The sequence below is a fragment of the Mucilaginibacter oryzae genome, from assembly GCF_003148845.1.
GTDB lineage: Bacteria > Bacteroidota > Bacteroidia > Sphingobacteriales > Sphingobacteriaceae > Mucilaginibacter > Mucilaginibacter oryzae.
In genome coordinates this window covers 42,112-56,498 of sequence record NZ_QGHA01000006.1, presented here as the reverse complement: position 1 = coordinate 56,498, position 14,387 = coordinate 42,112, and the positions used below count along the sequence as shown (strand labels likewise).

The window sequence follows — 14,387 nt, the reverse complement described above, 5'->3', positions numbered from 1 at the left end:
AAACATCATTCTCACCTAAAAGCAAAATGCCCGGTTTTTCCGGGCATTTTGCTTTTAGTAATACATCATCCTGTTCAGGAGAGGCCCCGGAGCTTACCTCCAGGCTTTATATTGATTTATCAAACCATTGGTTGATGAATCATGGCTTGAAACTTCCGCGTCGTCTTTCAACTCCGGAAGGATTTTGCCGGCCAGCTGCTTGCCAAGCTCAACACCCCACTGGTCAAAGCTGTATATGTTCCAGATAATACCCTGGGTAAATATTTTGTGCTCGTACATGGCAATGAGTGCACCTAATGTATAAGGCGTGATTTTTTTAAGCAGGAACGAGTTGGTTGGACGGTTACCTTCAAACACTTTGAAAGGAGCTATTTTAGCAATTTCCTCGTCTGATTTACCGGCTGCTTTCAATTCTTCAATTACTTCCTCTTCGGTTTTGCCGTTCATCAAAGCTTCAGTTTGCGCAAAAAAGTTTGACAGCAGCATGTTATGGTGCTCGCCCAGCGGATTGTGCGATTGTGCCGGAGCGATAAAGTCTGCAGGGATGAGTTTGGTGCCCTGGTGAATTAACTGGTAAAACGCGTGCTGACCGTTAGTGCCGGGTTCGCCCCAGATAATCGGACCGGTTGAATAATCAACTTCTTTACCGTTACGATCAACATGTTTGCCATTGCTTTCCATATCCCCCTGCTGGAAATACGCCGAAAAACGGTGCAGGTACTGATCGTAAGGCAGGATCACATTGGTTTCAGCCTCGAAGAAGTTGTTATACCAGATACCCAGCAAGCCCATAATAACCGGGATATTCTGGTCAAAGTCGGCAGTTTTAAAGTGGTTGTCGGTAGCGTGCGCACCGGCAAGCAGATCGGTAAAGTTTTCAAAACCAATGCTCAGGGCTATAGATAAGCCGATGGCGCTCCACAAAGAATAACGACCGCCTACCCAATCCCAAAATTCAAACATGTTTTTGGTATCGATACCAAATTTTTCAACCGCGGCAGCATTGGTTGACAGGGCAGCGAAGTGTTTAGCTACATCGGCTTCGGTAGCGCCGCCGGCCAGGAACCAATCGCGGGCGCTGTGGGCGTTGCCCATGGTTTCCTGCGTGGTGAAAGTTTTTGAAGCCACCAGGAATAAGGTGGTTTCGGGGTTAACCGCTTTCAGGGTTTCAACAATATGGGTGCCATCCACGTTACTTACAAAGTGGAGGTTCAAATGATTTTTATAAGCTTTTAATGCTTCGGTAACCATTACGGGGCCTAAATCAGAACCACCTATGCCAATGTTTACCACATCAGTAATGGCTTTGCCTGTATATCCTTTCCATTCGCCGCTGATGATGGCCTCGCTAAAGGCTTTCATCTGGTCGAGCACCCTGTTCACATCAGGCATTACATCTTTGCCATCAACATAAATTGGCGTATTGCTGCGGTTACGTAAAGCAATATGCAACACCGGCCTGCCTTCAGTTACATTGATCTTTTCGCCGCTGTACATGGCTTCGATAGCCTCTTTTAATGAACACTCTTTGGCCAGCTGGATCAGCAAAGCAAGGGTTTCATCGTCAATGCGGTTTTTTGAATAATCAAGCAGGATATCTTCAAACTGGATCGAGAATTTATTAAATCGCTGATCATCAGTATCAAATAATTCTTTAAGGCTTTTTGATACGATATCGATGTAATGATCTGTAAGGTATTTATACGCCTGGGTTGTTGTAAAATCGGTAGTTGGCAGCATAATTGTGTTGTTTTTTAACAAAAGTAAAAAGTTAATTGTAAGGTGGTTGTTAAATAAAATAATTGTATGGCATAGTGTTTATTAAACACCGTATGGATAGTGTTTGTTTTACACTTGTAAATTATGAGAATTACAAAGAAATTACAAAATAGTTTAGGATTTAAAAATTTTTATTTATCATATTTGTATCAATGATAATCAAACGGTTGGTTTATCATCAATTTGTCAATTTACTTTAAAAACAAGTGTGCTATGTTTGAAAAACTGTTTTTGCTTGTGAAAGATAACGCCGGGACGGCTGTTATCAACAACCCGGTTATCCCCGCAAAACATCACGAAGCGGTGATCAATGAAGCTTCAAGCTCTATCATTGAAGTTTTAAAGGGCCAGTTAGAGAGTGGTAAGGTAAAGGAATTGATCAGGTATTTTCAGTTTTCGGGTAATTACAACAATTCATTGGTATCAAGCATAACTAACAGTTTTGCCAATAAGCTTAATAATTTTTACAGTATTGATCCGGCTAACGCTTTATCGGCTGCAAAGGCTTTGATCCCTAAGGTAATGAATGAGCTGGTAAAGGAAACCAAAAGCGGTGAGGCCAAAGAGTTTGCCCTGGGAACTTTGTTAACCAAATTAAATGGTAACCGCACAGATTTAAACCCGCTTGTAAAGAACCTGATGGTTGCTTAACAATTTATAGTATTATATCCGCCCGCCGGAAGGACCTGCCGATTATTGAACATCAGGCAGGTTTTTTTTATTTAGGGCGATTTTCAAATTATATATATTTGCTGCATGACTAAAGAACAGGTTCAGGATTTAAGGGATAGAGTAACTTCCCTGAGGAGGCATCTTTGACATTGATAAGAAGCTTGAATTATTACACGAAGAACAGGAAGTAACTATCGGTCCGCATTTTTGGGATCATCCCAAAGAAGCTGAGAAAGTGTTGGCATCTATCAAGCTGAAAAAAGTTTGGACAGACGCTTTTCAAAAAGTTGCTTCGGTTGTTGACGACGCCGTGGTGATGTTTGAATTTTACCAGGGCGGCGATGCCAGCGAAGCCGAAATGCAGGAGCAGTTTAACGCTGCCCTGAAAGCGGTTGAAGAGCTTGAGTTTAAAAATATGCTCTCGGCCGAGGAAGACCAGCTGAACGCAGTACTCCAGATTACTGCCGGCGCCGGCGGTACCGAAAGCTGCGACTGGGCAGGGATGCTGATGCGTATGTATATTATGTGGGGCGAAAAAAACGGCTACAAGGTTACCGAGCAGGATTACCAGGAAGGCGACGTTGCCGGTGTAAAAACAGTAACATTGCAGCTGGAGGGCGAATTTGCCTATGGTTACTTAAAAGGCGAAAACGGTGTACACCGCCTGGTGCGCGTATCGCCGTTTGATGCCAACGCCAAACGCCATACTTCTTTCGCTTCGGTGTATGTTTACCCCCTGGTTGACGATACTATTGAGATAGAAGTGAACCCGGCCGATATTGAGTTTGAAACCTTCCGCTCGGGTGGTGCCGGCGGACAGAACGTGAACAAGGTGGAAACCGCCGTGCGTTTGTATCACAAACCATCGGGCATCATTATAAAAAACCAGGAATCACGCTCGCAGTTACAGAATAAGGATAACGCCATCCGCCTGCTTAAATCGCAGTTATATGAAATTGAGATGCGCAAGCGTATGGAGTTGACCAACGCCATCGAAGGGAATAAAAAGAAAATTGAATGGGGATCGCAAATTCGGAACTATGTTTTGCACCCGTATAAGCTGGTGAAGGATTTACGTACCGACCATGAAACCTCAAACGCCGCCGCAGTGCTTGACGGTGATCTGGACGATTTCCTGAAAGCCTACCTGATGGAATTTGGCGGGCCGAAGAGCTAAAAAACGGCAACACGGCAGCGACGGACAAAGCAACTGCGATTGCCCGAAAACAAAAACGGAGTTATCATAAATGATGCTCCGTTTTTTGTTTTAAGCAGATTAATTGTACTTTAGATATAACCAATTTGCCTTGCCATTATGAAATACATTTTATCATCCCTTGTTGTAATGTTCACTACGCTTACTGTTATTGCACAGGAAAAACCTATGCCGCTTTATCTCCAGGGCGTACCTAATTCAAAAAAAGCCCCGGCATCTTATATTGAAAAATCTGACAAGGGTTGGACCACCATGGTTACCGAACCAACCTTAACGCCATATCTTCCTGAAAAAGGGAAAGCCAACGGCGCGGCGATAGTTGTTTGCCCCGGCGGAGGATACGCTGGTTTGGCCTCGGAACATGAAGGCAGGGCGGTTGCCAAAGCGTTTGCGGATATCGGCGTAACGGCTTTCTTATTAAAATACCGTTTGCCGAGCGACGAGATCATGACTGACAGATCAATCGGCCCGTTGCAGGATGCGCAGATGGCTGTTTATACTGTTCGTAAAAATGCCGCTCAATGGGGCATTAATCCATCAAAAATAGGGATCATCGGTTTTTCGGCAGGGGGGCACCTGGCCTCTACCGAAGGAACGCATTTTGATAAACCGGTTATTGAAGACAGCGGTAATATCAGTGTTCGCCCTGATTTTATGATGCTGATTTACCCGGTGATATCTTTCGGTGAATATACCCACCTTGGCTCGAAGGAAAACCTGATAGGGAAAACACCTTCTGCAGCGCAGGTTGACCTGTACTCGAACGAAAAACAGGTAACTGCCAACACGCCGCCCACGTTTTTGATACATGCCCAGGACGATAACGTGGTTCCGGTGCAAAACAGTTTGTTGTTTTATGATGCCCTGCTGAAAAATAAAGTGAAGGCAGAGATGCACCTTTTCCAGGAGGGTGGCCATGGCTTTGGCATGAACAATCCCAAAAATAAAGGCAAATGGTTTGATTGGGCTGTTTCATGGCTGGAAGAGAACGGCTTTTTAAGCGGCAAATAATCCTTTAAATAAATCCCGATTTTTAAACTGAAAGAATGTTATTACCTAAACAAGTGCTGGTTGTTACAACATCTGGCCTGGACAATCACAAAGTTACTACCTATTTGAAACCTGTTTCGGCGCATGTAGTTGCAGGGACAAATATTTTTACTGATTTCGCTGCTTCCTTATCTGATTTTTTTGGAGGCAGGTCCGGGGCTTATCAGCGCCAGTTATCATCTATTTATGATGAAGCCATTGAGCGTTTAAAAGTAGCCGCCTTTGAAATAGGTGCCAATTGTGTATTGGGATTGAAGGTTGATATTGATGAAATTTCCGGGAAAAATAAGGCAATGTTTATGATAACCGCTGTAGGTACTGCCGCGGTTTTTGAAAATATAAACCGGGCAGTACCTGTTGTGAATACCGACTTGCAGCTTGACGTTGTAAGTGTGGAGAAGATCAATATCCTTAAAAAAAAGTACCAGGTATTAAGGCAGATGGCAATCGAATCTGCGGATGTTGATGATGAAACCTGGAATTTTATAAGTGATAACCTGGTAGAGGAAGCTTTACCTTTATTGATAAAAAAGTACAAAATGTTGATAGCCAATTTGCAATTGGATTTGGCTAAAGAATTTTTGAAGCGGGTAATAAGTTATCTTAGCCAATTTCCTGAAGAGAAGATTCAGGAACTGCTTTATAACGCAATATTTAATGAGGCCGATCCTAAAATTGCCAGAGAGTTAACCCAGATAATTCATGAATTGCGTGTGCTGGATTTAAAGCTGATACAAAACGTGTTAATTAATGGCGATTTTGAAAAGCAAAAGAAAGTTGTGCGCTTTGTAGGCTGCGATAAGTCTTTTTATGATCGGGAGGACGTTTCTGACTTTGGGCGCATAAAAGAGCTTATTATGCAAAAGTTCCCTGAGCGCGGTTCCCGTACCACAAAAAAGCAACTGCTTTCATCAAAAGAAAAAGACATATGGGTTTGCGCATGCGGCGGATCGGCTGATATTGGTGAGCGTTGTGGTAAATGCAATAAAGATATTTATGGACTTAAAGAAGGCGATCCGGTTATTGGAAATGCATTGAGCGTTATTGATCAGAAAATTGAACTGATATCACATTTCATAAGTAATAATTTTTGAAGGTAAAAACACACTGATGATTTTTGTTGTTGAGAAAAAAGCATTATTTACAACAGGAACATCAGTTATGTGGAAGAAACTTTTTTTAGCATTACTCATCTTATCAACCGGTTTTAACGCTATTGCCCAATCCATCAATTATAAAAACGTAGCTAACAATGACCTTATCTACGTTTTAAATAACTTCCAAAAACGATACGTTTACTCCGATCATAAAACGCTTAACATAGCCGTATACCTGGTGGCCGACCGGCAGGGAGACCCGGATGCGCCTGCTGATTGTAAAAATGCCGCATCCGTTTATGTAGCGGTATCGGAGGTAAATAAAGCAGAACCCGAGCAGCGCGTTTTTAAACTCAACCCTGTTTGCGATCCGAAGTTTACCAACTGGGTCAAATCGAAAAAGATGTATAAGATAGCTTTCAGCTATGGCACCGGTACGAGAAAGAAAACCGCTACAGTGGGTATTAGCTTGAAAAAGCTGGTGGTGGAGTAAGCGGGAAACAAGGAGGTATAAACTACTTGATCATCCCCAGGTTTTGCATATAGGCCCCGCCCACAGGCAATACAAATCCGTTAACAGTTACCTGGTGCCGTTCTATTTTATCCACTTTGTTAACCGCCGCGATGAATGACCGATGAATGCGCACAAACTTATCGGCGGGCAGTAAGGCTTCAACCTCGGTGATGGTCATCCGGGTAACTACCGTATTATCCTTCAAAATAAAATTAACGTAGTTGCCGGTGGCTTCGAGGTGGCAAATCTCATCGAAATTAACCCTTACCTGCTCGTAGCCTGTTTTCAAAAAAATGTAATCCTTAACCTCGGCCGTATTCCTGAAGTTGTACAGCTCGTAGGCTTTGTTGCATGCTTTTATAAAACGGGTAAGCGCGAAGGGCTTCAGCAGGTAATCAACCGCGTCGAGCTCGAAACTGGTTACCGCATGCTCGGAATAGGCTGTGGTAAAAATTACCAGCGGCTTTTTATTGAGGCATGTTAAAAGATCAATGCCCGAAATATCGGGCATCTTGATATCTAAAAACAGCAGATCAACAGGTTGCCGCTGCAGGTACTCCATCGCTTTGAAAGCATCGGTAAATTCGGCTTTCAAATCAATAAAAGGTACTTTGGCAGCGTGCGAGCGTACCACATCGAGCGCTATGGGCTCATCATCAATGGCAATGGCTGTTATCAATGCTATTTAAGTTGGATGGTTAAATGTATAAAAAAATCTTTAGCGCTTTGGCGGATTACCAGCTCGTGCCTGCCGGGATACATTAGGCTAAGCCTTTGCTTTACATTTTCAAGTCCTATGCCATTATTATATTTTTCGGTATCGTTAACGGTTTTGGCGTGAATGCTGTTATGCACATCAAAATAAAGCGTATTATCCCTGGTTTGCAGGCTGATGTTAATATGCGACGGCTCGCGCAGGCTGATGCCATGCTTAAAAGCGTTTTCAATAAAGGGGATCAGCAGCATAGGGGCTATCTGTAAGCCGTCCAGGTGATCTTCTATCTGCAAAACAATAGTGATATCGGGCGAGGTTTGCACACGCAGTTTTTGCAGGGCGATATAGTTGTTCAGGTAATCGATTTCGCGTACCAGCAGTATTTTTTCCTGCATGTTTTCCTGCAGCATAAAGCGCATCATATCGCCCAGGCGCTGGATGCCCTCGGCAGTGCGTTCGGAATTTTCCTGCAGGGCAGTGCCGTAAAGCGTGTTAAGCGCGTTGAACAAAAAATGCGGGTTAATTTGCGAACGGAGAAAATCCAGATCGGCGGTTGAGCGGCCAAGGGCGGTTTTAAGGTAGGTAATTTCCTGGTTACCGGCCAGTTTACGTTTATAAACAATCCACGCAAACGGTGCTGTAAGTAAAATTTGAATGCCGCTGTTAAAGCCAAAAATAATAAAAACCGGCTCGACGCGGTTAAAGATCAAGGCGGTCACAAAGCCTATAGGTATACCAATACCAAGCATAATACCGGCAACCTTGAGCAGGTACCTCAATATACCCCGGTTTTTTGCGAGGGTTTGAGGGATAAGGCTGTAAAATGATAGCGCGTAAACACCGATCGCGGTTGGTGACATTATGACAAAGCAGGTAATTAACTCTATCCCCGCATCAAGAAGCGCCATTAAGAAAGCGATGATCATTACAACTACAATGGCAATAATGCAATCGTGTGTAAGGATGCGGTACCTGGCCTGGATTTTATCAATATTAACTAACAGAAACTGCGCCGAATATTTGATGGCGCTATAAAAGGTAAGCATCATCATTACCCACAGCGTATAAATTACGTTCAGTTTAAAAACAAGGTTGTACACATAGTCGGCACTTTTATGATAAAACAGGTAACCTTTGAGCCAGGTATCAGTAATCCCAAATAGTCCCCAGAAAAAAACCAGCAGCATCAAGCCTAAAATAACATGCCAGACAACCCGGCGTTTTTCGGCAAGCGCCGGTATAATCACAAAATTCCACAGTAAAAAGCCACCGTAGTAGCCGGTGTACCTGAACACCTGAGGGAAGAAATAATATTTGGAGTAGGAGTAATGCAGGTGATAGTTATTGAACATATACCGATAGGGGGTCCATATTTCGGTATCGCCGCTATTGGCTACTTTGGCCAGTAACAGCATCAGCCCAAAGGCGTAAATAGTGCTTGCGGCCCAGAATTCAATTTTTTTCAGGTCGAGGTTTTTTTTCAGCAACTCAGTCATAGTGATTTTTAATTATGCCGCAAGGTATAATGCACAATACTACTGAATAAATAAATGGGATGAAATACAGGAAATGTGGGGTGGATGCCCCTAACCCCCTGAAGGGGGAACAATAGTTGAATAAGCGAAATTTAACGGTAGCATACCCTGCAAATCAAAGGCACCCCCTTCAGGGGGCGGGGGGGGCTTCCATTATCCTGAGCAGCTCATTCAATTCCCTAACCTTATCTGCCGAGCCAAGGTTTTCGTAAGCGCTGATGAGGTTGCGGATTACACGTTTAATGATATCGGTATTGGAGCATGGCTCGTAAAACTGCTTATCATATTTCAGGTTAAGCTGTTTCAGGAACATATCAACATCGCGCCTGCCAAACAAAAAGCCTTTGTTAAAGGCATTGATGTAAAACAGTATGCCGCTTTCAAATTCGCTCTGCAGGCTTTCATCAACATAGGCAAGGATAAAATGCTGGGGCAGGTTTACGCCGTAAACCGGTATGTCAAGCTTTTGCGCTACTATAGAATAAATAATAGCGAGCGAGATCTGGTTGCCCTTTTTTGTTTCGAGCACCTGGCTCAGGTAGCTGTTTTGCGGATCGAGGTGGTTGGCGGTGTTACCGCTAAAGCCGTAAATGTTATAAAAAACGTGATTAATAAGTTTGATCTGTTCTTTCGGGCTCGCCTCGTTCAGCATCTGTAACCAGATGTCGCGTTTAATGGCCTCTATCTGGTTAATCACTTTTTGCTCGTCCAGATCAGGGTATTGGTAGCGGTTGATGATCAGGATACCCTGAAGCAGGTCGAACGCCCCGCTTTGGTTCCAGAGTTTAAGGTCATTTTTAAGGCTGCCGAACTGGATGTCATGAACCAGGTTGGCAATACGTTCCTGCAATATAGGGTCGAAAGCCTGCTCAAATGCCGATTCGAGATAAGTTACAGCTTCGGCGCCGTAGGAGAGCAGCTTACCATATACGTGTTCAAAAATTTCGCCGTCCGGATCATCCAGTAAGCGGATCAGTGAATTTACTTCGTTGGGATTAATCATACGCTGTACGCTAAAATACTAAACCTTTTTTATTTTTACAGCGATGTATAATTTAAGGTACGGGCTCAATTACCTGCGGCACCGTTTTGTGGCCAATAACAGGCACGGAATCCACTCCCCATTTGTTTACAAGCTGATTGATACGGTTATATACGATTACAGTCCCCAAAAAGTGTACCGGGAAATTGCCGCTTATGCTAAAGCCCATCATCCTGACAAACGTTTGATAAATACACTGCCCTTAAAGGTTTATCAGTTAATTTATAGGCTGGCTGTGTATTTTAACCCACGGGTAATCGCTTTTGCAGGCGATGACAATGGCGTTTTGTCGTTATCTATCAAAAAGGCTGTTCCGGATGCTATTTTAACTGATGTAAATAGGTTGTCAGGCTATAATTCTCCAGATTGGGTAATGATCGACGCTTCGAGGGGCGATATTATTCATGCTTTCAACGATTGTCTGCAGTATATTCAAAGTCAAACAATCATGTTGTTTTTTAACATTCATCGGAAAATGGAAATAGAAGCAGCCTGGAAGGTAGTGAAAACAAATAAACGAGTTATGCTATCAATCGACTTGTTTTACATTGGTTTAGTTTTTTTTAAGGAAAACAGGAAAGAACAAGAGCATTTTGCTATAAAATATTAAACTGAAAGCTTTATTTTAAAAAGATAATTGCATTTTTACGAATATGCTCCAAGCGATAAGCCTAAACAAAGCCGGAAGGAATATTACAAGTGACGAAATTCATTGGAAGAAACTATTTCGAACGTCTGAAGATTCTCTTACTTCAACAATTTTTGGTTTATTGCTTTATCTTCCTAACGAACTATTTTGGGACATTTTATTAAAATCCTGTTATGGAAATGACATTCCCAATTACAGTTATAGAATCACAGATTATTCATTCTGGCCCAGATGGGATCCTTTAAATACACGTAACACTAATTTAGTTGAGCCTGATTTATTTATAAAAACGCTTGATTTTGATATTATAATTGAAGTTAAGCGGTATGACCAAGGACTGCAGGATGCGGAACAGTGGATTAGCGAATACAAAGCCTACTTAAATGAATTTGGAGATTTTAATAGAGATGTTTATCTGATAGCAGTTGGAGGAATCAACGATGATAAAACGGAAACCATTATTTTGAATGAGGCGCCATATTTGGACAAGAAAATTAAAGTAATAAAATGCCGTTGGTCGAGGCTTTTAAAGACAGTAAAAGACTTTCACTACAAATTTGATAAAAATCAGTTAATGCTTAGTGCTCATTCTTCTGTTTTTAATATATTAAACGATTTGTTGTTGGGGTTTCGTATACATGGATTTTACACCGGGGAGTGGTTTGAGAAAACAGATTTTGGAGAGTTATCAGGTATCAGAGATGAAAGTATTCATCTATTAGAATATTTTAATATTAAGAACGATTTGCTCCAATGACATAAATTATTAAATCATTGCAGTATTGATATGGATAGCTACTATTTATTATTAAAATCATGAGTGAACTTTCAAAGGACCAATTTGAAAATGTATTGTTAGATGTTAGAAAAGCTTACAGGTTATTATTCCTTTATCAACAACGAGTACTTAGCTTAGCGCAGCACATCGGCGATAGTTTAGATTTTCAAACGTTTGGAGGCGGTTTTGCCTGGTGTAATTTCATTGCGCCGCCCTATAGGAGCAAAGTTAAATTTGATACTTTATCGTGGGATTTGTTGGGTATGTATTTTTACGAATTTTATTTTTCAGAAAAAAAGATAAATAATAATTTATTTCGGTTTTCTGTATTGGTTGAAGCGGATACGGGGTACTTTGATGCGCAAAATCCATCTGAAGATGTCAATTCATATTCACCAGTTAGGCAATCGATGACAAAGTTGATTTTTTTAATTGGGAAAAACGTTTGGTGGGATCCTGATTATAAGGCATTATTTGACGACGAAAATCTGGATCTTTATAAAGCCAATTCAGGTAGCTTAATACGAACTAATGAGAAAGGTATTCTTATAGCCAAAAGTTTTAATCTTTCTGATTTTGTAAATAATGATCAAACAAACAAGTGTCTTAATGACTGGGTTAAATTACTCAATGATAACAATATCACTGAAATAACTGTTACGTGACAATCAAAACGACTGTCCCAATCCGATATAAAACCCTGTCAGCCTTTTTTCGTTAGGTATTTTCTGGCCTACGCCATAATCTATACGTACGGCGAGACCCTTCTCTACGTCGAAGAAGTAGCGGATGCCGCCGCCATAGTTGGGTTTGAGCTGGGATGTTTTAAACTCGCTTTGAAAAACCTCACCTCCGCCAACAAAACCGGCGAAGCCTATACGGTTACTCAGACGATAGCGTAATTCGGCCTGGCCGGCAATCATGTTCCTGTCGCGGAAACGGCCGTTGTAATAGCCGCGCATCAGCTCGTCGCTGCCCAGGTCCGGTAATAAATAAAAGGGCGAATCGTGTCCGGTAAGGCTTTGTTCCTGTATATCCAAACCAAGTACCCATTTAGGGGCCAGCAGGAAAAATTGTGAATATTCGATATTGAAGAAGCCGCCCTTGTAACCGTTATTGCTGAACATACCATGTATAGCCTCAAAATAGGTGTTGATGATCATACCTTTGGTGGTATAGGTATTGTTGTTCCGGTTATCAAATACGATAGTAGGGCCTATATAAGCGCTTGGTCCACCACCACGGTTTTCAACCCTCGGGTCGGTGTAAAATATGCCCGTTTTATCATCATCCCTAAAACTGTAATCCCAGGCGCCGGCGGTTATCCCGGCATATAAGTTATTGGTGATCCTTTTTTCACCGATAAAATTAACCTTAAAGCGTTTTTGACCAATACGATCGGAGTTTGCCCTGAGCGTATTGTTACCAATTCCATAAAAATCGAACGGAAAGTTAATATAGCTAACACCCGCCGTAAGATGGTAGTCGTTGCCGGGTGTCCAATAGCTGGTGGTAAGACTTAATCGGCTTTGTCCCTTTGTTGTTACAGTTGCATAACCAAACACGTTGGATACGCGGGTATTTGACTTTGAAGTATTGGTATAAAAAGATAATAAACCGGCTCCGCCCACTTCTAAGCCGGTTTCGGGTGCCGAACTTAGTACGGGTAAAATAACAAAACTGCTTTTGCGGGTGGTATCTTTATCAAAATACATGCGCCTGATAACACGGGATATTTGCGAATGGGCGTTTTGAAAAGCGGCAATAAACAGTACTAATGTAACAAGTTTCTTCATAGAGATTTGCAGTGGCTAATATAACCCATTTTGTTTCTTTTGGTTTACCATTAACAATTTAAAAGTTTAATCGCGGTTATTGACAATATGATCACGCTAAACGGTGCCCGCGCAGATAACTAAACCCTGATTTGTGCCGATGATTGATGGATCTGAAAATAAAGAATTGTCCCATTCGCGCTTCGCTTAAGGTAGCGTAACCACATGTTAATTTAAGCGGGTGGGCAGCTGATCCAATTGGTAAAATCACCCTTGTTTTGCTCGCAAAAAGATAAATCATCATTTAAAATTCAATTTAACTAAAATGCCTACTTTTGCGGCTGAATTTTAATGAAATACTATGAGCACTACAAGAGGACCTATTTCGCAGTTTATTGAAAAAAATTATCTGCACTTTAACGCCGCGGCATTAATGGATGCAGCTAAAGGCTATGAAGCACACCTTGAAGAAGGCGGTAAAATGATGGTTACCTTAGCAGGTGCCATGAGTACAGCCGAGCTGGGTATTTCATTGGCCGAGATGATCCGCCAGGATAAGATCGCTATTATTTCATGTACAGGCGCCAACCTCGAAGAGGATATTATGAACCTGGTAGCGCACTCGCACTACAAGCGTGTACCTAACTACCGCGACCTGAGCCCGCAGGAAGAGTGGGATTTGTTAGAAAACCACTACAACCGTGTAACCGATACCTGTATCCCTGAAGAAGAAGCCTTCCGCAGGCTGCAAAAACATATCCACAAGATCTGGAAAGATGCTGATGACAGCGGTGAGCGTTACTTTCCGCACGAATACATGTACAAAATATTATTGAGCGGCGAACTGGAGCAATACTATGAGATAGATCCTAAAAACTCATGGATGCTGGCCGCTGCCGAAAAGAACCTGCCTATTGTGGTACCGGGATGGGAAGACTCGACCATGGGTAACATTTTCGCTTCTTACGTAATTAAAGGCGAGCTTAAAGCCTCAACCATGAAAAGCGGTATCGAATACATGGCCTGGCTGGCCGATTGGTATACTAAAAACTCATCAGGCAAAGGCATCGGCTTTTTCCAGATTGGTGGGGGTATAGCAGGCGATTTTCCTATTTGCGTGGTGCCTATGCTTTACCAGGATATGGAAATGCATGATGTTCCGTTCTGGAGCTACTTCTGCCAGATCTCCGATTCAACTACTTCGTACGGTTCATACTCCGGCGCTGTGCCGAACGAAAAAATTACCTGGGGCAAATTGGATATCCACACGCCAAAATTCATAGTAGAAAGTGACGCGACTATTGTTGCGCCGCTCATTTTTGCCTGGATTTTGAAGCAATAACAATATTTCATAAAAAAAGTAAAGGGACAATTTCGGCAAAAAATTGCTAAATGACATTAATATGCGTTTAGCAACGTTTAAATGAGGTTTTTTGTCTATTTAGAACGATTATAAATTATACGTTGGTGTCATTTATGTGTCACCGATAGTGTATAAAATTATACTTTTGTGCCTGTAATTGCCCGAGGAAACGAAGTTCTTTCAACAATTTCACACATCTAAT

At 42.1% G+C, this 14,387-nt stretch carries 14 protein-coding genes; 9 read left to right on the top strand and 5 right to left on the bottom strand.

Annotation, left to right across the window (positions count from 1 at the left end; all coding sequences use genetic code 11):
- Positions 1–93: 93 nt before the first annotated feature.
- Positions 94–1,740, bottom strand: coding sequence for a glucose-6-phosphate isomerase (gene pgi, locus LX99_RS16510; protein ID WP_109608881.1), 1,647 nt, complete (start codon positions 1,738–1,740; stop codon positions 94–96).
- A 252-nt stretch (positions 1,741–1,992) separates the two neighbouring features.
- Here pgi and LX99_RS16505 point away from each other — a divergent pair, with 252 nt between their 5' ends.
- From LX99_RS16505 to LX99_RS16485, 5 genes are all read left to right on the top strand, one after another.
- A complete protein-coding gene (locus LX99_RS16505) occupies positions 1,993–2,430 on the top strand; it encodes a hypothetical protein (protein WP_109608880.1) in 438 nt (145 codons plus the stop codon).
- A gap of 105 nt (positions 2,431–2,535) precedes the next feature.
- Positions 2,536–3,628, top strand: a protein-coding gene (gene prfB, locus LX99_RS16500; RefSeq protein WP_109608879.1) for a peptide chain release factor 2 whose coding sequence is annotated in 2 segments (ribosomal slippage) — positions 2,536–2,595 and positions 2,597–3,628 — 1,092 coding nt in all. Because the reading frame shifts where the segments join, the coding sequence is not laid out codon by codon here.
- 138 nt (positions 3,629–3,766) lie between these two features.
- Positions 3,767–4,678 (top strand): alpha/beta hydrolase, encoded by a 912-nt coding sequence (locus LX99_RS16495; RefSeq protein WP_109608878.1) that lies wholly within the window; start codon positions 3,767–3,769, stop codon positions 4,676–4,678.
- A 35-nt stretch (positions 4,679–4,713) separates the two neighbouring features.
- Positions 4,714–5,811 (top strand): YbjQ family protein, encoded by a 1,098-nt coding sequence (locus tag LX99_RS16490; protein WP_109608877.1) that lies wholly within the window; start codon positions 4,714–4,716, stop codon positions 5,809–5,811.
- A gap of 67 nt (positions 5,812–5,878) precedes the next feature.
- Positions 5,879–6,307 carry a hypothetical protein gene (locus LX99_RS16485; protein WP_146203146.1) on the top strand — a complete coding sequence of 143 codons (429 nt, stop codon included), beginning with the start codon at positions 5,879–5,881 and terminating at the stop codon, positions 6,305–6,307.
- Positions 6,308–6,329: 22 nt separating this feature from the next.
- On the opposite strand, the gene LX99_RS16480 is transcribed toward LX99_RS16485, so the two are convergent.
- The 3 genes from LX99_RS16480 to LX99_RS16470 all read right to left on the bottom strand — a co-directional run bounded on the left by LX99_RS16480 (position 6,330) and on the right by LX99_RS16470 (position 9,581).
- The gene (locus LX99_RS16480) at positions 6,330–7,007 is read right to left on the bottom strand and encodes a LytR/AlgR family response regulator transcription factor (RefSeq protein WP_022832853.1); all 678 of its coding nucleotides are present in this window, start codon (positions 7,005–7,007) and stop codon (positions 6,330–6,332) included.
- Positions 7,008–7,009: 2 nt separating this feature from the next.
- Positions 7,010–8,539: a sensor histidine kinase gene (locus LX99_RS16475; RefSeq protein WP_211319043.1), complete on the bottom strand. Its 1,530-nt coding sequence runs from the start codon at positions 8,537–8,539 to the stop codon at positions 7,010–7,012.
- Between the two features lie 169 nt (positions 8,540–8,708).
- Positions 8,709–9,581: a transglutaminase-like domain-containing protein gene (locus tag LX99_RS16470; RefSeq protein ID WP_109608875.1), complete on the bottom strand. Its 873-nt coding sequence runs from the start codon at positions 9,579–9,581 to the stop codon at positions 8,709–8,711.
- A 172-nt stretch (positions 9,582–9,753) separates the two neighbouring features.
- Here LX99_RS16470 and LX99_RS16465 point away from each other — a divergent pair, with 172 nt between their 5' ends.
- From LX99_RS16465 to LX99_RS16455, 3 genes are read left to right on the top strand one after another with little or no spacing between them, the layout of a single operon-like run.
- Complete coding sequence (locus tag LX99_RS16465; RefSeq protein ID WP_146203145.1) at positions 9,754–10,230, top strand: hypothetical protein; 477 nt, start codon at positions 9,754–9,756, stop codon at positions 10,228–10,230.
- 43 nt (positions 10,231–10,273) lie between these two features.
- Positions 10,274–11,026, top strand: a complete 753-nt coding sequence (locus LX99_RS16460; protein ID WP_109608873.1) for a hypothetical protein — start codon at positions 10,274–10,276, stop codon at positions 11,024–11,026.
- Between the two features lie 59 nt (positions 11,027–11,085).
- Positions 11,086–11,712, top strand: a complete 627-nt coding sequence (locus tag LX99_RS16455; RefSeq protein WP_109608872.1) for a hypothetical protein — start codon at positions 11,086–11,088, stop codon at positions 11,710–11,712.
- Positions 11,713–11,715: 3 nt separating this feature from the next.
- Here LX99_RS16455 and LX99_RS16450 read toward each other — a convergent pair whose 3' ends face one another.
- Entirely contained in the window at positions 11,716–12,843 is a 1,128-nt protein-coding gene (locus LX99_RS16450; RefSeq protein ID WP_109608871.1) for a BamA/TamA family outer membrane protein, read from the bottom strand.
- 340 nt (positions 12,844–13,183) lie between these two features.
- Here LX99_RS16450 and LX99_RS16445 point away from each other — a divergent pair, with 340 nt between their 5' ends.
- On the top strand, positions 13,184–14,164 hold the full coding sequence (locus LX99_RS16445; RefSeq protein WP_109608870.1) for a deoxyhypusine synthase family protein: 981 nt from the start codon (positions 13,184–13,186) through the stop codon (positions 14,162–14,164).
- Positions 14,165–14,387: the final 223 nt, after the last annotated feature.

Bases quoted from the DNA above. Each gene is read 5' to 3' on its own strand.
- pgi (WP_109608881.1), bottom strand. From the start codon at position 1,740: ATGCTGCCAACTACCGATTTTACAACAACCCAGGCGTATAAATACCTT.
- LX99_RS16505 (WP_109608880.1), top strand. From the start codon at position 1,993: ATGTTTGAAAAACTGTTTTTGCTTGTGAAAGATAACGCCGGGACGGCT.
- LX99_RS16495 (WP_109608878.1), top strand. From the start codon at position 3,767: ATGAAATACATTTTATCATCCCTTGTTGTAATGTTCACTACGCTTACT.
- LX99_RS16490 (WP_109608877.1), top strand. From the start codon at position 4,714: ATGTTATTACCTAAACAAGTGCTGGTTGTTACAACATCTGGCCTGGAC.
- LX99_RS16485 (WP_146203146.1), top strand. From the start codon at position 5,879: ATGTGGAAGAAACTTTTTTTAGCATTACTCATCTTATCAACCGGTTTT.
- LX99_RS16475 (WP_211319043.1), bottom strand. From the start codon at position 8,539: ATGACTGAGTTGCTGAAAAAAAACCTCGACCTGAAAAAAATTGAATTC.
- LX99_RS16470 (WP_109608875.1), bottom strand. From the start codon at position 9,581: ATGATTAATCCCAACGAAGTAAATTCACTGATCCGCTTACTGGATGAT.
- LX99_RS16460 (WP_109608873.1), top strand. From the start codon at position 10,274: ATGCTCCAAGCGATAAGCCTAAACAAAGCCGGAAGGAATATTACAAGT.
- LX99_RS16455 (WP_109608872.1), top strand. From the start codon at position 11,086: ATGAGTGAACTTTCAAAGGACCAATTTGAAAATGTATTGTTAGATGTT.
- LX99_RS16450 (WP_109608871.1), bottom strand. From the start codon at position 12,843: ATGAAGAAACTTGTTACATTAGTACTGTTTATTGCCGCTTTTCAAAAC.
- LX99_RS16445 (WP_109608870.1), top strand. From the start codon at position 13,184: ATGAGCACTACAAGAGGACCTATTTCGCAGTTTATTGAAAAAAATTAT.